General features: G+C 42.3%; 17 protein-coding genes. 6 read left to right on the top strand and 11 right to left on the bottom strand.

All coding sequences use genetic code 11. The features are described 5' to 3' along the window. Positions 1–347: 347 nt before the first annotated feature. Positions 348–902 carry a peptidylprolyl isomerase gene (locus BLQ60_RS13705; protein WP_425283420.1) on the bottom strand — a complete coding sequence of 185 codons (555 nt, stop codon included), beginning with the start codon at positions 900–902 and terminating at the stop codon, positions 348–350. A gap of 215 nt (positions 903–1,117) precedes the next feature. On the opposite strand from BLQ60_RS13705, the gene bamJ (BLQ60_RS13700) reads away from it, so the two are divergent. Both bamJ (BLQ60_RS13700) and bamJ (BLQ60_RS13695) read left to right on the top strand, forming a co-directional pair. Continuing rightward, positions 1,118–1,882, top strand: a complete 765-nt coding sequence (bamJ, locus tag BLQ60_RS13700) for a BamJ family beta-barrel-assembly machinery protein (protein ID WP_092621809.1) — start codon at positions 1,118–1,120, stop codon at positions 1,880–1,882. Positions 1,883–2,065: 183 nt separating this feature from the next. Further along, positions 2,066–2,755 carry a BamJ family beta-barrel-assembly machinery protein gene (bamJ, locus tag BLQ60_RS13695; RefSeq protein WP_092621806.1) on the top strand — a complete coding sequence of 230 codons (690 nt, stop codon included), beginning with the start codon at positions 2,066–2,068 and terminating at the stop codon, positions 2,753–2,755. A 93-nt stretch (positions 2,756–2,848) separates the two neighbouring features. Here bamJ (BLQ60_RS13695) and rph read toward each other — a convergent pair whose 3' ends face one another. The 4 genes from rph to BLQ60_RS13675 all read right to left on the bottom strand — a co-directional run bounded on the left by rph (position 2,849) and on the right by BLQ60_RS13675 (position 6,641). Beyond that, entirely contained in the window at positions 2,849–3,565 is a 717-nt protein-coding gene (gene rph, locus BLQ60_RS13690) for a ribonuclease PH (RefSeq protein WP_092621803.1), read from the bottom strand. 94 nt (positions 3,566–3,659) lie between these two features. Continuing rightward, positions 3,660–4,235: a YqiA/YcfP family alpha/beta fold hydrolase gene (locus tag BLQ60_RS13685; protein ID WP_092621800.1), complete on the bottom strand. Its 576-nt coding sequence runs from the start codon at positions 4,233–4,235 to the stop codon at positions 3,660–3,662. 124 nt (positions 4,236–4,359) lie between these two features. Further along, complete coding sequence (locus BLQ60_RS13680; protein WP_092621797.1) at positions 4,360–5,523, bottom strand: fatty acid desaturase family protein; 1,164 nt, start codon at positions 5,521–5,523, stop codon at positions 4,360–4,362. A gap of 59 nt (positions 5,524–5,582) precedes the next feature. Continuing rightward, positions 5,583–6,641, bottom strand: coding sequence for a flavin reductase family protein (locus tag BLQ60_RS13675; protein WP_092621794.1), 1,059 nt, complete (start codon positions 6,639–6,641; stop codon positions 5,583–5,585). Positions 6,642–6,827: 186 nt separating this feature from the next. Here BLQ60_RS13675 and BLQ60_RS13670 point away from each other — a divergent pair, with 186 nt between their 5' ends. Further along, entirely contained in the window at positions 6,828–7,472 is a 645-nt protein-coding gene (locus BLQ60_RS13670) for a TetR family transcriptional regulator (RefSeq protein ID WP_092621791.1), read from the top strand. Between the two features lie 49 nt (positions 7,473–7,521). Here BLQ60_RS13670 and BLQ60_RS13665 read toward each other — a convergent pair whose 3' ends face one another. Both BLQ60_RS13665 and BLQ60_RS13660 read right to left on the bottom strand, forming a co-directional pair. Next, positions 7,522–8,706 carry a hypothetical protein gene (locus BLQ60_RS13665; RefSeq protein WP_092621787.1) on the bottom strand — a complete coding sequence of 395 codons (1,185 nt, stop codon included), beginning with the start codon at positions 8,704–8,706 and terminating at the stop codon, positions 7,522–7,524. 192 nt (positions 8,707–8,898) lie between these two features. Continuing rightward, positions 8,899–9,531: a thiol:disulfide interchange protein DsbA/DsbL gene (locus BLQ60_RS13660; RefSeq protein ID WP_092621784.1), complete on the bottom strand. Its 633-nt coding sequence runs from the start codon at positions 9,529–9,531 to the stop codon at positions 8,899–8,901. Positions 9,532–9,790: 259 nt separating this feature from the next. On the opposite strand from BLQ60_RS13660, the gene ubiG reads away from it, so the two are divergent. The 3 genes from ubiG (at position 9,791) to BLQ60_RS13645 (ending at position 12,114) form a co-directional block, all read left to right on the top strand. Then, a complete protein-coding gene (gene ubiG / locus BLQ60_RS13655; protein WP_092621781.1) occupies positions 9,791–10,528 on the top strand; it encodes a bifunctional 2-polyprenyl-6-hydroxyphenol methylase/3-demethylubiquinol 3-O-methyltransferase UbiG in 738 nt (245 codons plus the stop codon). Beyond that, on the top strand, positions 10,528–11,202 hold the full coding sequence (locus BLQ60_RS13650) for an HAD family hydrolase (protein ID WP_092621815.1): 675 nt from the start codon (positions 10,528–10,530) through the stop codon (positions 11,200–11,202). Before ubiG ends, BLQ60_RS13650 begins: the two co-directional genes overlap by 1 nt. 165 nt (positions 11,203–11,367) lie before the next feature. Further along, complete coding sequence (locus BLQ60_RS13645) at positions 11,368–12,114, top strand: YciK family oxidoreductase (RefSeq protein ID WP_092621778.1); 747 nt, start codon at positions 11,368–11,370, stop codon at positions 12,112–12,114. A gap of 69 nt (positions 12,115–12,183) precedes the next feature. Here BLQ60_RS13645 and BLQ60_RS13640 read toward each other — a convergent pair whose 3' ends face one another. From BLQ60_RS13640 to BLQ60_RS13625, 4 genes are all read right to left on the bottom strand, one after another. Then, positions 12,184–12,720: a hypothetical protein gene (locus BLQ60_RS13640; RefSeq protein WP_092621775.1), complete on the bottom strand. Its 537-nt coding sequence runs from the start codon at positions 12,718–12,720 to the stop codon at positions 12,184–12,186. Positions 12,721–12,726: 6 nt separating this feature from the next. Beyond that, entirely contained in the window at positions 12,727–14,064 is a 1,338-nt protein-coding gene (locus BLQ60_RS13635; protein WP_092621772.1) for a hypothetical protein, read from the bottom strand. A gap of 302 nt (positions 14,065–14,366) precedes the next feature. Further along, the gene (tpgA, locus tag BLQ60_RS13630) at positions 14,367–15,209 is read right to left on the bottom strand and encodes a trimeric autotransporter adhesin/peptidogylcan-associated protein TpgA (RefSeq protein WP_092621769.1); all 843 of its coding nucleotides are present in this window, start codon (positions 15,207–15,209) and stop codon (positions 14,367–14,369) included. A 66-nt stretch (positions 15,210–15,275) separates the two neighbouring features. Next, positions 15,276–19,280, bottom strand: coding sequence for a YadA-like family protein (locus tag BLQ60_RS13625; protein ID WP_171259124.1), 4,005 nt, complete (start codon positions 19,278–19,280; stop codon positions 15,276–15,278). Positions 19,281–19,364: the final 84 nt, after the last annotated feature.

Below are 19,364 nucleotides of genomic sequence, written 5' to 3'. Positions count from 1 at the left end.
CTAAGTGACTAAATCTGGCTCATTAATCTTACTGACTAAAAATTCGCTCAAATAAACTTCGAGTAATTCCTACCAATTCAATCAATGAAATATATTCAATGAATCAATCAGCAAAAATCCACACAAGTTGTTCTTCTTTAACTCTTAATGATCGTGTTTTTATCTCGTCAATAAAAACATAACGCAATCAATTCAACACATCACCCTTCGTGATGTTTCGATCAATTGCGTCGGGATGTGCGCATTATAGGAAATTATTTTTCAGGCGCAAGCACTATTTTCACTTTTTTGACATGTTTGCGCCTTTTTTGCACGATTTCTCATTTTATGCGTATTTATTGTGCGTTTTATTTGATTTTTACCACTTTTACATCGCGAATAATGATGCTTTGTGCAGGGACATCACTATAAACGCCTTTTCGAGTGGTCGGTTGTTTGGCAATTTTGTCGACAATATCCATGCCTTTGGTGACTTTACCGAAAACTGCATAGCCATAATCTCGGCTACCATGATCTAGTGCGGGGTTATCAACGAGGTTAATGAAGAACTGGCTGGTCGCTGAGTCGACCACTCCTGTACGTGCCATGGCGATGGTGCCTCGAGTATTTTTCAGACCGTTTTTGGCTTCATTTTTAATTGGGGTTTTGGTTGGTTTTTGTTGTAGGTCTGCTGTAAAACCACCACCCTGCACCATAAAGCCCGGAATCACACGATGAAAAATCGTGCCTTTATAAAATCCAGACTGTGCATATTGCACAAAGTTTTTGGTGCTGATCGGTGCTTTGACGTCGTCGAGTTCGATTTGAATGTCGCCCATTGATGTTTTCATGGTGACTTGGGTCGCAGCCATACTAAATTGTGCTCCGAACATGAGTGCTGAGATGAGTGCAATATTTTGAATTTTCATTTGTCGTCCTTTAGCGGTTATGAATGACAGTGTTGATGCATCTGTTTGATGAACGTCGATCATCTATGCCTGAAACACAGCTTAAGTCAATTTCTCGATTGTTCAAGTCTATTTTTTCTACACCTTTCTGATAATACAGCATTTAATTTGCTTAAAATCTGTTAAACTGGTCACACCTTGGTTTCACAGATTGTCTTACGGTTATCTTTATGAGTAAAGCGTTACCTCTTGTTGTTGCAGCTGTCATTGGTGGCGCTGCTTTAGTGCCTGTATATATGGCGAGCAAAGATCCTGAAAAATTTCAGGCAAGTGCGCACTCAGCACCATTCAATCCTGAATCTGCTACGGCAGTTGAAAAGATCAGCTATGTGCTTGGTTATGAAGTGACCAGCCAAATGACGCCACCAGAGTTGGATGTTAATGCATTCGCCGCTGGTGCCAAAGCAGGTCATGCCAAAGAAGAATTCCCAATGACTCAGGATGAAGTCAAGGCAGCTTATCAAGAATTTATTGCTAACCAGCAAAAGCCAGCTGAGTCCACGCCTGATCTTGCTGCACAAACGGCTGCAGGCCAAGCACAAGCAACAGCACAACTTGCAAGCAATGACGTGAACTTCTTAAAAGAGAACGCCAGCAAGCCAAATGTCAAAACCACCGCTTCAGGACTACAGTATACTGTGGATAAAGCAGGTACTGGCAAGCAACCGAAAGCCACAGACACCGTCCGTGTGCATTACGAAGGGAAGCTGGTTAACGGTCAGGTCTTCGACAGCTCGATCGCACGTGGTGAGCCTGTAGAGTTCGGATTAAATCAAGTGATTCCAGGTTGGACTGAAGGTCTACAACTAATGAAAGAAGGTGCTGAATATACCTTCTATATTCCAGCTGAGTTGGGTTACGGCGCAGAAGACAAGGGCGTCATCCCACCAAATAGCACCTTGATCTTTAAAGTCCAGTTGATCAAAGTCCTGTAAATTGCTTTTTTCATCCAATCAAGCCTTCATCCTTGAAGGCTTTTTTATTACAAAAACATACAACCGACAAAATAAATTATTGTAATGTAAAAGCAATGTCTGTTGAGCATTTCAAGCCTTGCTTAGTGCATGTTTGTCAGACCACAACATTTCAAAAACGTATGATTTAATCGTGGAACAATGATGAAAAAAGTTGCTTTAGTTAGTCTCATGTTGATTGCTAGTCACAGTTTTGCCGCACCCAAAGTCACCGAGAAAAGTAGCGAACGTGTCCAAGTCGGATACAGTTTTGGCTATTTAATGGGACGCTCAAATACCAATGCCTTAGATGACTTGGATTTAGATAGCTTTTTGGAAGGCTTTAAACAAGGTTTTGAAGGCAAAGAAGCCACACTGACCAATGAACAGATGATCAGTATTCTAAATCAATATAAAAAGAAATCTGAAGCTGCCGAGTTGGTTGAATTCAAAAAACTCGCCGATCAAAACCTGAATAAAGGACAGACCTTCCTTGCTGAAAATGCCAAGAAATCTGGGGTAAAAACCACAGCATCTGGCTTGCAATATCAAGTGCTACAACAAGGTTCTGGCAAAAAGCCAACGGCATCAAGTACCGTGTTGGTCAATTATGAAGGGCGTTTGATCGATGGCACTGTGTTTGATAGCTCGATCGCACGAGATGAGCCGATTACTTTCCCGCTAAATCAAGTGATTATCGGTTGGCAAGAAGGTTTGCAACTCATGCGTGAAGGCGACAAATATCGCTTATTCATCCCAGCAAAACTGGCGTATGGTGAAACGGGTGCGGGTGGCAGTATTCCACCAAACAGCACCTTGATTTTTGATGTCGAACTTTTAAAAGTCGTGTCTTAAAACAACAACCTAAGTAATTGAATGACCATAAAAAATGCCACATCACTGTGGCATTTTTTTGTACTTGAACTCAGTTAAATCTAAAAAGCGAAATTACCAACCGAGTGCTTTTTGCTGTTCTTCAACCAGTTGTTTAATGCCTTCTTCAGCCAATGCCAACATTTGATTGGCTTGTTCACGGGTAAACGGCTTTTCTTCGGCGGTGCCTTGAATCTCAATAAATTCACCAGACTGCGTCATCACCACATTCAAATCGGTTTCACAAGTCGAATCTTCGTCATAATTCAAATCAAGCAATGCTTCACCATTGTGAATACCCACCGATACCGCAGCAACTAAACCTTTCAGCGGATCATTTTTAATTTTTTTCTTCTCTAACAAGACATTCATCGCATCAATCAACGCCACCGCAGCACCTGTGATCGATGCTGTACGTGTACCTCCATCAGCTTGAATCACATCGCAGTCGATGGTGATGGTATGTTCACCGAGCTTCTTCAAATCCACCATGGCACGTAGACTGCGACCGATCAAGCGTTGAATCTCTTGAGTACGACCGCTTTGCTTACCACGTGCTGCTTCACGATCGGAACGGGTATGCGTCGAACGTGGCAACATGCCGTATTCCGCAGTCACCCAGCCCTGCCCTTGTCCTTTTAAGAAGCGTGGCACGCTGTTGTCAATACTCGCTGTACAGAGCACTTTGGTATGACCAAATTCGACCAAGACCGAACCTTCTGCATAGCGTGTGTAGTTGCGTGTGATTTTAATTGGGCGAAGTTGGTTTTCAGCACGTTGATCTATGCGCATGGTTGATCCTTATAAAAATAGGTTAGAAAAATGAAATATTGCTCAGAGCTTGGGGCAAAAGTATAACAACCGAATATGACAAAGCCTAGCCATTTCAGCCGTTAGCATGGATAAAGGCATCAATCTGCTGTCGATACTTGCCGATATCCGCAAAACGATGATCTTCAAACTCATCAACAATGATGTTGGCTTTCGGCAAGGTATCGAGTGCAACCTGAGCGTCTAGCACCTCATCATGCTTTGCCAACAGCACTAAGATTTTTGACTGATCAAGCTGTTGGAACGATGCAGAAGATAACTGTGCAGATAATTGCTGGAGCTCATCGACCTGTTGCTGTGACCATGTGAATTGCTCACCATTGTAACGTGTCACCGTGCCAATATATTGCTGTAAGGTTTGCGGTGATTGTAAAGCAGGATTAATCAGCACCAATTTCACTGGAAATTGCATGGCAAGTAATAGCCCATAAAACCCGCCCAACGAGCTACCGACGATTGTGGTGATTTTCTCCATTTTGATCAATGTGGCTAAATCATTGAGATCAGCAAGCGGTCGATGCGTCAAATCTGGGGCAAAAATATCATTGCCAAACCATTGTTTGAGTTGTAATGATTTTACACCCTGACCAACGGATGCAAAACCATGAATAAATAGAATTTTTTCAGACATTTGAAAGTGATTAAATTTAAAAAAGTTGCTTATTTTATCGCAAAAATAGAGCTAGCGAACACACTGACTAGCTCCATGCAAGAAACAACATATTTTTATTTTTGCTTTGAAAAGCGCATTTCAGTTATTTTGTAAACAACTTCCCAAAGCGAGCTTTCAATTTGCTTTGAATATCCGCTTGCCATTGCTGGCGTTCATCTTTATTTGGCACAGACATTTTTGCCAATCGAGTCCACACTGTCGCAAACTGCGCATTAAAACTGGCGCTGTTGTAGTTCACACCAAATTCTTCACATACCGCACGGACTTTGGGTGCAACTTCCTGATAACGGTTGGCAGGCATATCTGGGAATAAATGGTGCTCAATCTGATGACTCAAATTACCACTTAAAAAGTGCATCCATTTGCCACCTGTGAAGTTGCTTGAACCACGGATTTGGCGCAAATACCACTCTGCACGTGTTTCAGTCGCTGTGTTATCAGGCTCGAAGTTTTCTGCATCTTCGGTAAAATGACCATTAAAAATCACTGCCGATGACCAGAGATTACGAATTATATTCGCTGTTACATTGGCAGTCAGTACAGGTAAAAAATTCACTGTGGCGATGACAGGGAAGAATACATAATCTTTGACGATTTGACGTGTAGCTTTTTTACGGAAATTCACTGATTCCTGCCAAACTTGCGCCCATGTTTTGGTTTTATACGCAATCGCATCCTCTAAATGTAAATTCTGCACACCCACATACCATTCAAAGAACACCATCAGCTGAATCGCCAAAGGAATATTCAACAAGAAGCGCGGCTCCCAAGCCTGCTCATCGCTGACACGAAGCAAACCATAACCGACATCGTGATCCATACCGACAATATTGGTATAGGTATGATGGATATAGTTGTGGGTATGGCGCCAATCATCACCTGTGCAGACGTTATCCCAGTCAAAGTCTTTGCCACGCAAACTGTCATCATTCAACCAGTCATATTGACCGTGCATGACATTATGACCAAGCTCCATATTTTCAACGATTTTTGATACACCGAGCATTCCTGTACCAAGCAACCACACTGGTGGCAACCAGCCTGCAAACATCAACATGCCACGAGATGCGATCTCGGTATAACGCACAAAGTTGCGCACTTTGTAGATATATTTTGCGTCTTTTTCGCCTAAATCATCCATCACCGCTTGGCGTATGGCATCAATCTTTGCACCAAATGCTTGGATTTGGTCTGGGGTTAAATATTTTGATTTGCTATTTAACGGAAATTTCACTGCTGAATTCATGGCTATTTTCCTCGTATTTGTTTTTCTAGGATTGAGATGAATGGATAAAAATGTATGGATTAAAGATCAATGGTAACTGGGCTAAGTGCCTGACTAACACACAGCTTGATCTGTTGATTGTCACTTTGATCAATCTCGCCTGTGATAATGTTCTTGGTGACACCACTGACTTTGGTACAAGTACAGCGATTACAGATGCCCATGCGGCAACCTGAAGTTGGACGAAGTCCTGCATCTTCAGCACTTTCCAAAAGTGTTCTGGTGGCGATGAAATCACGCTGTGCACGGCGAAAAGTAATCAGCTGCGCTATTGCACTATCATCGACACATGGTTGAAAATATTCGCTATGCAACTGATTTGAAATATTATATTTTTCAAAAATCGCTTTTGCACTTTTCATCATCGGTGTTGAACCGCAGATATAGGTATGGATGGATTGCCAATCTGCACATTGCGAATTCAACAATGCTTCGTCCAAATACTGCTTAGTACTACTTGTATCAATGAAGTGATAATGGAACTGGGGATACTGCTGACTGAGTTGCTCAAGTTCCACGTGGAACACTGGCGCACGGTTGAAATAAATCAAATGTACTGATTCAAAGTTTTGTGCAATGGCTTGTTTTACCATCGCGTAGATCGCTGTAATCCCACTGCCTGATGCAATCATTAATACAGGTGCTTTGCCATGATGTAGAACAAAATCGCCTTGTACTTGAGAGATTTCAAGCACCATGTCATCTGCGGATTTGCACAGATAGTCTGAAACCAAACCTTGTGCCTTAATACCTAAAATAATTTGACCTTTGGCATCAATATCAACAATCGAGTAACTACGTTGATGATGTATACCGTGGATTTGCACGGTGACTAAAATAGACTGCCCTGCTCGCCACTGACTTTTGAATTTTACATTGGCTGACAAAACCACCTTGTACATGTCATTGCCCAAAGCCTGACGTGCTTTGATCGTGGTTTTGATTTTGCGCATCGCCCACAAGGGATTGAACTGAGCGAGGACAAAGTCCACAAAGTCTTCTTTGATCCAGTGTGGTCGATAGGATGTGTTAGATCCTGTGATATTAGATATTGCTACGTGAGTTACTGCTGTGTTCATACTCGTGTTCCTCTTTGCTGATTTTTATTGAGTGAACATATGTACCCTAAGAGAACATTTGTGCACTATATTCTCGAAAAATAAATTAGTCAACAGTTGTACACTGAATTTCTTAGGTCAAAATGGTCTTTTTTGATAAACTGTGACGGATATCCCGTCTGTATTGAATTTTTTGAGTTTTCAGCCATGTCAATCCGTGATGAACGCAAACAACAAAGTCGCCAAGCCTTGCTTGATGCGGCACTTAAGCTCAGCACGTCTGGACGTTCGTTTAGCACCATTAGTTTGCGAGAAATTGCCCGTGAAGTCGGCTTGGTGCCCACGGCGTTTTATCGTCATTTTGAAGATATGGATCAACTCGGCTGTGAGCTGGTCGAACAGGTTTCATCTCGCTTAAAAGCGGTGATCTTACAACTGCGTCAAGGTTATTTCATTCAGCACAATGCCAAGACACGCAGTAGTGTCGAACTGTTTTTTAAAGCGGTGGATGAAAGCCCGCAAGATTGGCTGTTTTTTATTGCAGAGCGTTGGGGTGGCTCGCTGGCAGTGCGTCAAGAGATTGCCGATGAAATCGATATTTTGATCGCAGGGCTTGGGCAGGATCTCACCGAAAGTACCAGCTTTAAACATGTGGAAAGCGCTGATGACCTGATGGTGATTTCATCAATTCTAATTAATTTGTCTTTTACGTGGGCAATGACGTGGCGCACGTTGCGTGAAAATCTCAGCGCCCCTGCGCTTAATCAACAGCAACAGCTTTATATTGACCAAGTGGCGGTTCAAGTCCGTTTGCTGTTTCGTGGTATTGAAAATTGGCAAAGTGCTGAATAAGCATGATTTTTATTTATAAATATGGACTATTTGTAAAATGAGGTTACCGCTATTTATTTAAACTCTCTAACCAACCATAAAGGTATGGGTCTTTTTTCAATAGACTAGCAATCATTTCAATGCGTTTTGATTTATCCAATTTTAATAGAATACTTCTGAGATCAGCATTTATAGATTTTTCTGGCGCACCTCGGTCACGTGCTTTGCTATACCAATCATGTCCAAGAGTATATTCATGATTTTCCATGTATATAGCTCCCAATAAAGTACATGGTCGATAGTCTTGAGAATTATTTTCATGAGCTTTTACCCCACATTCTATTGCTGTATCGACTTTTCTAATATCTCTCTTAACTCCCCCCAATGTAGTGAAATAAGCTGACAATAATTTTTTATTTTTGTTTAGTGAGATTTCAGTATTTTCTAAAAACTTTTCAGCCTCTTTACTTGCTTTAGCTTTTCTTAATTGACTAGAGGCATTAATAGCATGCCAATGTGATTTGGTTGCCTTATATTCATTAATATAAAAATCAGCTTCTACACGATGAAATTTTATCTTAAGTTCATCTGTAAAAAACTGTCGTCCTTCCGAATTTAACCAAATAGCATCTTGTACAGATAATCTCTGATTATTATCTAATAATTTCAATATATTAATTAACTTCGATCTATGCTTGTCAGCTATGTCATAGAAGTAAATACCATATTTTTTTATTAGATTTTTTTCTTTTTGCCTCTCTATATATTTAGGGTCAGATTCTAATTTTTTCCTACGTTCACGCTCAGCTTGTTCTCTAACTTTTCTTTCCTGAGCTAATTTTTCTTGTTGTTTCTTTAACTGAATTAGTTCTAATTCTCTTAGTTTTTCCAAGCGTAATCTTTCTGCTTCTAATTGTTCTTGATGCTTTATTCTGTCATTAACAACTTCTTTCTTATATTGATTAAAAGAAATTTTACCTTCAACTAGACTATGTAAAGCATTAAGGTTTTTACGAACTAAATAGGCTTTCTCTGGCAAAGTTAAACTATCATTTTGCTTCGTTTTTAACTTTTGAATTATTTTATGAAGCATACTATGCGGGATCATTGAACTTTCGATATGATCTACACAATAAAAAACAGCATCTTTTCTCATATCATCAAGATATGTTTGATGTTTAACAGCATCCTCAACAGATACTTTACCTCGATAATTAGAATGGTACGTTTTTTTAAAAAATCTGTTTTTAGTCATTTCACATGATTCAAGAACTGGACTATTTTATTAAACCACACTTCAGTAAAAAAATAACTAGAAACAACTACCCAAAAAAGTATCTATAAATACCTAGCAACAAAATGAAATTAGCCCAAGAAACTCAAATTTGACCCATAAAAAAAGCCCGAATCATGTCGAGCTTTTCTTATTCTTCTTAAATCAGTCGATTTAAGATGCTTTTTTCATGCCTTGGCGTTCTTTGTCGACCAAGTAAGTCACCACATCAACCACACGTTGACTATTACCTTGCACGATGTACTTACCATTGACAACTACCGCAGGTACACCTGTCAATTGATAATCCATTGCCAAGTTTTTGGCTTTGTTAATTTTTCCTGTGATCGCAAATGAATTGAACAAGCTGTTAAATTTCTTGGTATCTGCGCCATATTTGGTATAGAACTGCGCCAATGAGGCTTGATCAAATAATTGCTGACCACCTTTGTGGATCGCATCAAACAGTGGAATATGCGCTTTACGACGAATTTTCAATGCTTCAGAAACATAATAACCACGAGCATTTTGCTCCCAAACTGGGTTCATCGCTGCTGGTGTACGCACAAAATTCACGTCTTTAGGCAATTTGCGCAACCATTGTTGCATTGGGTGCTCAAGACTATAACAGTGTCCACAGCCATACCAGAAAAATTCACGCACTTCGATCTTGCCCGCAACATCGACTTTGCCGACTTTAGGCGCCAATTTATAATCTTTTCCTTCAACGAATTGGTCTGCGGCAAAAGTCATGCCTGACACTGTCATCACAGCAGCAGACATTACCGTTAAAGCAAGTTTTTTCATGGGTCTATACGTCCTCATCATTTTCAATATGTGTTCAAACTTCAACACTATAAAGGATATTAAATAAAATAAATATAGACTCAATTGGAACGAATCGTTTTAATCTGTGAACGGTTTTTTTGTTTTCTTATTGCTTTTTACGATGTTCTTCGCATGCATTGTACGTTAAGCTACCGTTATTCATGTATTTATTACCATGTATTGATCACAAAGTTTTTAAAACACCGACTTATAAAATCGTTTCTCCAAAGGTATTGCTATGACTACGCCGAATGTCGACGCCCAAGAAATTGCCAAATTTGAAGCCTTAGCCGATAAATGGTGGGATCAACACTCCGAGTTCCGCCCATTACACCAGATCAATCCCTTGCGTTTAAACTGGATTGATGAAAATGCTGGCGGTTTGACGGGGAAAAAAGTGCTCGATGTTGGCTGTGGTGGCGGTATCTTGGCGGAAAGTATGGCTCGCCGAGCTGGCTCAGTATTGGGCATTGATATGGGGGAAGCACCGCTTGCAGTTGGACGCATTCATGCTGAGCAAGAAGGTGTAAATAATATCGAGTATAAGCAAATTCCCGTTGAGCAACTCGCTTTAGAACAGGCAGGTCAATATGATGTGGTGACCTGTATGGAAATGTTGGAGCATGTGCCTGATCCAGCCTCGATCGTTAAAGCCTGTTTTGATCTGGCTAAGCCTGGTGGTGATGTGTTTTTCTCGACAATCAATCGGAATCCGAAGTCATATTTATTCGCCATTATTGGTGCAGAATATGTACTGCGCATGTTGCCTCGTGGCACACATGATTATCATAAATTTATTCGTCCATCTGAATTGGCGGGTGCGATTCGCAGTGCGACACTTGAATTAAAAGCCATGACGGGATTGCACTATAATCCGCTGACCAAACACTATTGGCTTGCACCAAATGTCGATGTCAACTATATGGTACATACCATCAAACCGACAACATCGACGACCCAAGGAAATGCATCATGATCAAAGCGGTTTTATTTGACCTTGATGGCACCTTGATCGATACCGCAGCCGACTTTATTCGCATCATCCAAGAAATGTGCCGTGAAGGTGGCGTAGAGGTTGTGTCCGCCGAGCGAATTCGTAGCCAAGTCTCTGAGGGTGCCCGTGCTATGGTGCGTTTGGTCTACCCTGAATTGCAAGTGACTGATCCACAATTCCTACAACTTCGCCAAGCCTTTCTTGATCGTTATGGCGCAGACATTGCGGTGGATACCACGTTATTCGAGGGTATGGATGAATTGTTAGTTCAACTCGAACAGCAAAATATTCCGTGGGGCATTGTCACCAACAAACCACGTGATTTAAGCGAAGCCTTACTCAGTGCACTCAATCTCACTGAGCGCTGTGCGGTCTTGGTCTGCCCCGATGATGTCAAAAATACCAAACCCGATCCTGAACCGATGTATCTTGCAGCATCACAGCTCAATATCGAAGCGGAGCACATTGTCTACGTTGGCGACCACCCTCGAGATATTGATGCAGGTAACAATGCCAATATGCCAACCATTCTTGCGGCTTACGGCTACTTACCACCTGAGTCAAAGCATGATTTAAACGCATGGGGCGCAGACTATATCGTTGACGATGTGGCGCAATTAAGCGATGTGATTTTGACCTTATTGCAATCGAGTTAAAATCGTCCGTCTATCCATCTATGCACTGGCAACATCCTGCAAAGTCATTCACAAGTCGGTATTAACAAATATGCTTTGACTTTGCAGCGCATTTGCCTGATAAATAAAAACAGAACGATGCAATATATACCTGATCAAAGTACAAGCAAAAATTAGAGGTTCGACGTGGATTTTAAAACTTATCAACCTGCTCCCGATTTACTCAAAGGTCGTGTCATCCTCGTCACAGGCTGTGGCGATGGCATTGGTCGTGCTGCTGCGATTAACTATGCGCTACATGGCGCAACCGTAGTCTTACATGGGCGTAGTCTAAATAAACTTGAAATTATTTATGATGAAATCGAAGCACTCGGCGCACCACAACCTGCGATTTTACCATTGCAACTGTCGAGCGCATCAGCGCATGAGTTTGAGACCTTATACACCACTTTAGATAAGCAATTTGGTCGCTTGGATGGCATTTTGCATAATGCAGGCATCTTGGGCGAGCGCGTGCCTTTAGAGAATTATCCAACGGAAGTGTGGGACGATGTGCTCAATGTCAATCTACGTGCTCCTTTTGTCTTGACTCAAGCCTTATTACCCTTATTAAAACGCTCTGACAGCGCATCGATCATCTTTACCAGTAGCGGTGTTGGGCGTGATGCACGAGCGGAATGGGGCGCTTATTCGGTCTCAAAATTTGGTGTGGAAGCCTTAAGCCAAATCTTTGCCCGTGAATTTGCCGATCAAGACAATCTGCGTTTTAACTGTATCAATCCTGGCGGGACACGCACAGCAATGCGTGCCAAAGCCTATCCAAGCGAAGATCCAAAAACTTTGCCGACACCTGAAGACATCATGCCTGCCTATTTATATTTGATGGGTAAAGATAGTCATGCGGTGACTGGCGAAAGTATTGATGCGCAATAAATTTTTCTAAAAACTTAGCGATCCGAGTTGAGAGAATAGTATCTTTGTTAAAATTCCTTTTTACGGGATTTAGTGAATATGCTTTCTCTCATTCTTTTTTTCGTTTATCTCATAAGACACGATGAACGGATAATCACTCCAATTTTCATTTTCGAAATAAGTGATACATAGGCTAGGTTTTTTTCTTATCATTTTACGTTTCTCAATACCCTGCATTTTAAATACTTTCGTTTTAGCACCTTTAACCTCAAACACAGTATAGTATTTTGAACCTCCACGACCACCACTTTCACTATATTCTTGACCAAGAATTACCTGACCACAAATTTCCCGTTGAACTTCTATTTGCTTGAGTAAATAAAACGGAATTTTTATTCCAAACAAAAACCAACCAACTGTGATACCAACATAGAGAATAGGAGCAACTATCTTTGAATTTGGGAAAAGTATTTTTAAAATAGGGACTGTTGTCGTAAGTAAAAGGACTAAAATTATAAAGAATACAAACCACCAAGCTACCCTATATGCATTTAAAGCAATGCAAACTAGAGCAAAACCACACATCGTGAGCAGTCCGAAAATCGCAAACCTTGTCAGTCCGAACATGTATTATTACTCAGTCGAATCAATCTCTTTGGAGTCTAAACTTTCAGAAGTTGTTTCTTTTGATTCTGCTTCATATTTCTTTTGCAAAATATTCGAAAAAATACTTTCAATCATCCACACCCGATACAAGCTATTAAACACAAATTCTTGCTCGGCAATACGAAGTACCATCACGGGTTGATTCGGCTGTTGTAAGGCATCGCAGTGCTTTTGGTTATCTTGTAAATGTTGCACCGCTTCATCATCAGTGATTGGGTCTTGATTGAACTGATGGTGCATAAGTATCGAACGCTGATGGTTAATCAAACTCAAGTCTTTACCCTTCGTCCACGTCAGACGCAACATTTCCTGCAAGGCTTCGACTCGCTCGGTCGCCTCGATCTGATAAAACAACTTTGCCATCGCCAAAACCGTCTTTTGATCAGGGCGACAAAAAGGCGTAAATGCCACATCCGTTCGCTTCGATAAGCGTGCCGCCAAGCTCCAATCAAAAAAATCCCGCCCCTGATATGGCAACGGATAAATATTGATATGAATATTGTAGAGGTTCGCCAACTCGTCCTGAATATACGCCAGCAATAACCACGAAATCGGATCTTCCAAACTCAAATAAAGATCCAGCTCAGGTTGCATCGCCTGAACATCTGTCAGCTCCTCCGCATCTTGAATCAGATGCTCACGCCATTCGATGTGATTAATTAAAAAAATCGGCGACGATGTCAGCAATTTTTGCTGTTGCAAACGGCGCATCAAGCGCAATAAATCATCTACCGCCTGATAATGTCGTCCACCAAAACTAAAAAAAGCAGAGAGAATCGGTGTTTCATCAAAGCGAAATTGCGGATCCTTACTGGGTTGCCTGTAATTTTTTGCCATCATATACAGCATGTTGAGCTTGCCATATTGTTGATTCCACAGCATATGGAACACATCTTCTAGCAAGTATAAAAAATCTCGCCCCATCAATGGAGTACGCTCAAGAATTGTATGCGCTTGCGCCAATGCTTGGGCGCACGGCATTTCGGGTACGTCATCATAAGCAAAGCGATGTTGCATCGCTAAGATTTTGGCATCATTTAAAGTATAGTTTTGCCATGCTTGAATGCTCATCCCTTGAGGCGGTAATGCACCTTGGGTAGAAATGACAATTTTTAACGGTCGAATCTCATCAATGAGTATTTCTTCGAGTTGAATGAGTTGCTGGACTGCCAGATAGCTATACACATCATCCAAGCGCAGATAAACGCTAATCCCTTGATCTGTTGGCAATTCGGCTTGGCGATGCGGCTGATCGAAATACCATTTCGATCGAATCGGATCAAACCACCGTCGGATCAGGGACATTGCGTTTTACCTCGAATGCAATCAATGTTAAAAAAGGATGTGGCTCAACAATTTTTTTAAAGTTGATGCCAATTAAACGAAATCTGTTCGCATTATGCGGGAAAATGCGCTGTATGTTCTATCAATTTTTTCATTTGTTTATAGCAATTCGATGCGCATCGATCAAGTCATTATGCATCGCTTGTTCAGATAGACCTTCTCCTTCAAACGCAAAAAGCACTCTCGATGAGTGCTTTTTGAATGCCATGATATTGTAGTGTTATGTTAGAAAATGAATCACAACACTCATATTCAATACTCGTTTACCAGGCAATATTCACGCGACGATTCGGTGCCAAACAGTGTATTGTTTCTGCCGAACGGGTGCCTGAACACTCTTGATAAATACTGGTGGCGCCATTGGCATCCAGATCAATCAACTCTGGATTAACGCCATTTTGTACCAATAATGATGCAACCGTATTCACACGATTTGCGGAAAGTTGTTGGTTATAGGCATATTTCCCTAAGCGATCCGCATATCCCGATACTGTCACACGATTTGAGCCACTGGCTTTGATCGCATCAACGATAGCATGGAGGTTATCCATCCCCTGTTCGATCCCTGAAGGATCATAACGGTCAAATGCAAAAAATACACGGGCATTCTGACCTTGTTGCGCAGGAATCACTGCAGGTACCTGATTGGCTTCACCATATGCCATTAGCCCCTGACAAGCCTCACCCTTCCAATACATTGCTTCGGCAAGATATTTTTTATCAAAATCAATGCGCAACTGACAGCGCTGATATTGTTGCGTATTCGGTACACGAATATCCAAAACATAATTCCACTTTCGAACGGCGAAAACCCCTTCGCTAAACTGTGGATTGCCTAAGATTGCTCGGAATTGGTCTTTATTTAAACCGACATCCAACCTTGCAACATCATTATATTCATAGCGTTTAACTTGTTTCAGGTAACTATCTTTTACATCTGGAAAGTCAACCTCCGTCGGCGCAACTGCTTCCGTACTGTCTGCTGCATATGCAACCTGCTCTGCATCTGCATCTTCTACAGCGCTCAGATCATCTGCTGCATAAGTGGTGGTATACGCTAGACCACTGAGCAGACCAAACATCATGAATTTATTGAAATCTTTCATTGTTACTCTCTCATATGCTAATTTTTTAGAAGGGAGTGTAAAGCACACTCCCTTGTCTAGTTAGAATTAATCAATCACACCACTAACACCGAAGCGAACGATTGGTGAACCATTCGTACCGCCAGCAACACCACCAGTGAACGACCAACGACCGTTATCCGCAGTACGTCTTAATGTCGCACCAATTGCACTTTGATCATTGTAATAAGATGCACCAGCTGCATACGTCCATTTACCTGGAATAAATGGTGCGTTCTCAAGTGCGGCTGTCGCTGCAATACCCGATGAAAGATCATCCTCCAAGTCATTCACACGTTGATTGAGATAAGTCACATTATTGTTGACTGCACCAATCGCTGCATCAATGGTGCTTTGACCTGTACCACCAATGTTATTGTTGGTATAGGTGCCCGTATCTGCATTATAAGTGGTTGATCCACCGATAATGTTTTGTACCGCTTGCGCATGACCATAGAGCTGACTGCCATTGACTGCATCAGTTGAGTCTGAGCTCACTGTACCCGCCGCCACATTGGTGACTTTTTGGTTGCCAGCATTGATGCCTGATGAAGTAATCGACACATCACCAACATTGACCGTATCAGCTGTCACCGTTCCTGCAGTTACGGTGTCTGAGGTCACTGTATCAAATGTGACATCTTTCGCTGTCGCAACTTCATAATTGGTAGAGCCATCGGTATTTTCTGATGTGGTGACTTCAATGTTATCACCAGCAGAGACTGTCGATTTCGACTTAGCCGCATTACTCGCTGCGTCGGCTGCAACTTGCTGTAACTGATCCTCAGTTGCTGCTTGACCAGACGTGATATTGTCTGCATCCCAAGTCGTATTGCTGAGTCCATTAACCGTGCCTTGATCACCATTAACAGTGACTTGTCCAGCAGTAATACTACCTGTTGAACCATCAATAGTGACATCACCAGTGGTAATCGTACCTGTATCACCATCAATCGATACGGCAGTATCACCTGTACCAATGGTGACTTGATCAGCCAAGCCAACGGTCACTTCCGTACCTGTATTGCTGACGACAACATTGCCATCACCTTGGAAATCAACCGTATCCGCAGGTTTCACATTGGTTGCTGTGCCACCATTCGTCGAGATATTCCAACCTTGATTGGCATTATCTGCAGAGTCTTTGATCGAAGCAATCGCATCATCAATGGTGTTTTCACCTGTACCACCAATATTAGTCCAAGAAATCACATCACCATCATAGGTCGCATTTCCACCAAAGAGATTGGTGACATTATTACTCAAGCCATAGAGTTGACTACCATTCACTGCATCAGTTGAACTATCTGAAATTGTACCAGCAGCTACGTTGGTAATCTTATCTCCGCCAACATCTAAACCATCTGCTGTACTGGTCAATACGGTGTTGTCTCCAGCTGTATCGCCAATGGTTACACTATTAAAGTTCACGTCATCATCAGTTGCGACCGTATAGATCGTTTGTCCATCAGACCCTGTGGTACTGGTTACAGAGATATTCTGACCTTCTTCGACTTCGGTCTTCGCTGCTTTCGCTGTGGTATTTACCGTTTGGATTGCATCGTTAACATTGTCTGCACCTGTGCCACCGATATTCGTCGTGGTGACGACCCCACCATTATTGACCGCATTACCACCAATAATCGTTACTAGGTTGTCTTGTGTTTCATTCAATTGCTCTTCTGTCGCTGCGCGTCCACTTTGCGCAAAGTCAGCTCCACCCAATGCAGTGTTCGATAAGCCTGTGATGTCATTGGTCGTAGCATCAACGACAACATCACCCACAGTCACTTTGTCAAATTCGACTTCGTCATCCGTCGCAACCGTATAGATCGTTTGTCCGTCTGATCCCGTGGTACTGGTCACAGCAATGTTCTGACCTTCTTGCACTTCTGTCTTCGCAGCGGCTTCTGCTGCATTCAATTGATCTACATTCACCGCATCGGTGCCTGCTTGACCCGCTCCAACATTGCTAATGACGTTGCCTCCATTGTCCAAGCCACTCGAGCTTAAGCTAACTGTGGTATTGCCGTCATTAATGGTCACACCTGCATTGTTCAGCACGGTGTTCCCTGCCGTCACACTAGTCACACTAATGTCATCCGCTAAGCCGACCTCTACGCCATCCGAAGTCGTGGTGGTCTCGATATTGCTATCCGCTTCGGTGATGTTAATGGTATCCCCTAACGCATAGTTATTATCGGTAGTTCCATCGCCAACATTGATCCCTTTCGCGATATCCGCTGTATTAGTGGCAATGTTGGTCGTGTTGGTGCTGATGTTGTCTGCATTGGTACTGATGTTTGTGGTGTTGGTTGCAACATCATCTGCGACACCAGCCAATTGATCTTCGGTTGCTGCTTGTCCACTCACGTAGTTATTGGCATCAAAGGTGGTATTGGTTAAGCCTCCTATCGTCCCTGTATCGCCATCGATGGTCACTGGGCTGGTACTGCCTACCGTAATACTGTCTGCCAAGCCAAATTCAACATTACTGCCACTTTGCGTGATGCTGATGTTGCCGTCTGTATTGCTTAGGTCAACGGTGTCGTTTTCACCAATCGCTTCGCTTGTCCCACCATTGGTGCTGAGGTTCCAGCCGTCGTAGGTATTTACGCCATCAATCGCATCTGTCAATTGGTCTACATTCACCGCATCGGTGCCTGCTTGACCCGCTCCAACATTGCTAATGACGTTGCCTCCATTGTCCAAGCCACTCGAGGTTAAACTAACTGGATTGCTACCACCTGTAATGGTTACACCCGCATTGTTCAGCACGGTGTTCCCTGTCGTCACACTACCTGCACTGCCTAGATCAATGGTTTCTGCAAGCTGAATTGCTAATGTATCTGTACCATTCGCAACGACACCAATATTGCCATCGGTCAATGTACCCGTAGCACCACCTTCCACATTCAATGTTGTTCCTAACTCACGCTCAACGTCCCCGCCACTATCTCCCGCAAAGGTCAACGGTGTTGCCGCTAGAGTATTTATCGCAGTCGTGTTAGTCGTAATGTTGTTCGCATTGGTGACAATATCCGCTGCATTATTGGCAATATTCGTCGTGTTGGTCGCAATGTTACTGGTGTTCGTTGAAACTTGTTGATTGGTGTCATACAACTGACTGCCATTTACTGCATCTGTACTAGTATCACTGATGTCCCCAGCAGCCACGTTTGTCAATACTGTTGGTGTAGTTGTTGTACCATCTGCATTTTGCATAGAGGTGATTATGTCTCCAGCATCCACAGTCATACCAGACCCATCAGCCACAGTATTCCATGATCCGTCATCTTGCAGATACACCTGATCACCCGCATCATTGGTATATACCACAGGTAATTGCGAAGCATCCGTAATGGACTGAGCATCTACTGATAAATCAAAGTTTAGCGCATCACCAACTGTGGTTTGAGTCACTGACACAGAGTTATTCGCTGAGGTGACCGTTGTCCGAGAGCCATCAACATATGTTTTGTTTGTGGCATCCGTGTCGTTGGTTGGAGCATTATTGATAGTAACGGAATCAAATGTAGGGGTGTCACTAATAGAAATAGTTAACCCATCAGCACCTGTTGAGGTGGTAATATTATCATCTCCGTTGATGCTCAAACGGCTACCTAAAGCACGCTGCAAATCTGTACCACTATCAGCACCAAATGTAAGTGGGGCTGTCAATGTATTGGCGACTTCATAAAGCTGGCTACCATTGATCGCATCCGTGCTGGTCGCACTGATTTCGCCTGGTGCCACATTGATGATTTGTCGTTCAGCACCTTCTGCACCCACACTAACTACACCTGCCGCAGTGCCAGCAAAGTTGTCATATGTAATGTTGTTAATGATTGCGCTATCGACTTGTGTCGCAACGCCATTGATTGTAGTTGCGGAAGATTCACTGCTAGTATTACCTAGGATGACATTGTTGTCTGCCGTGGCATCAATATTATTACCAATGACATATGTGTTGTTTGCAGAGATGTTATTAAAATTCCCAATTGCTCCAGAAGATTCTCCAGTAACATTAGAAAACCCTCCATGAATAGCCACCGATTTTGTAGACACCTTTTAGTTAGATAAAATGGCTAATTAACGAGGTGCTTATGAGCAGTAAACGATATACTCCAGAATTTA

This window comes from Acinetobacter marinus (genome assembly GCF_900096915.1).
Taxonomy (GTDB): Bacteria; Pseudomonadota; Gammaproteobacteria; order Pseudomonadales; family Moraxellaceae; genus Acinetobacter; species Acinetobacter marinus.
This window is presented reverse-complemented; position numbering and strand designations above follow the sequence as displayed.

What these genes read in the sequence shown, in the direction of transcription:
- bamJ (WP_092621809.1), top strand. Translation starts at nt 1,118, where the DNA reads ATGAGTAAAGCGTTACCTCTTGTTGTTGCAGCTGTCATTGGTGGCGCT.
- bamJ (WP_092621806.1), top strand. Translation starts at nt 2,066, where the DNA reads ATGAAAAAAGTTGCTTTAGTTAGTCTCATGTTGATTGCTAGTCACAGT.
- rph (WP_092621803.1), bottom strand. Translation starts at nt 3,565, where the DNA reads ATGCGCATAGATCAACGTGCTGAAAACCAACTTCGCCCAATTAAAATC.
- BLQ60_RS13685 (WP_092621800.1), bottom strand. Translation starts at nt 4,235, where the DNA reads ATGTCTGAAAAAATTCTATTTATTCATGGTTTTGCATCCGTTGGTCAG.
- BLQ60_RS13680 (WP_092621797.1), bottom strand. Translation starts at nt 5,523, where the DNA reads ATGAATTCAGCAGTGAAATTTCCGTTAAATAGCAAATCAAAATATTTA.
- BLQ60_RS13675 (WP_092621794.1), bottom strand. Translation starts at nt 6,641, where the DNA reads ATGAACACAGCAGTAACTCACGTAGCAATATCTAATATCACAGGATCT.
- BLQ60_RS13670 (WP_092621791.1), top strand. Translation starts at nt 6,828, where the DNA reads ATGTCAATCCGTGATGAACGCAAACAACAAAGTCGCCAAGCCTTGCTT.
- BLQ60_RS13665 (WP_092621787.1), bottom strand. Translation starts at nt 8,706, where the DNA reads ATGACTAAAAACAGATTTTTTAAAAAAACGTACCATTCTAATTATCGA.
- BLQ60_RS13660 (WP_092621784.1), bottom strand. Translation starts at nt 9,531, where the DNA reads ATGAAAAAACTTGCTTTAACGGTAATGTCTGCTGCTGTGATGACAGTG.
- ubiG (WP_092621781.1), top strand. Translation starts at nt 9,791, where the DNA reads ATGACTACGCCGAATGTCGACGCCCAAGAAATTGCCAAATTTGAAGCC.
- BLQ60_RS13640 (WP_092621775.1), bottom strand. Translation starts at nt 12,720, where the DNA reads ATGTTCGGACTGACAAGGTTTGCGATTTTCGGACTGCTCACGATGTGT.
- BLQ60_RS13635 (WP_092621772.1), bottom strand. Translation starts at nt 14,064, where the DNA reads ATGTCCCTGATCCGACGGTGGTTTGATCCGATTCGATCGAAATGGTAT.
- tpgA (WP_092621769.1), bottom strand. Translation starts at nt 15,209, where the DNA reads ATGAAAGATTTCAATAAATTCATGATGTTTGGTCTGCTCAGTGGTCTA.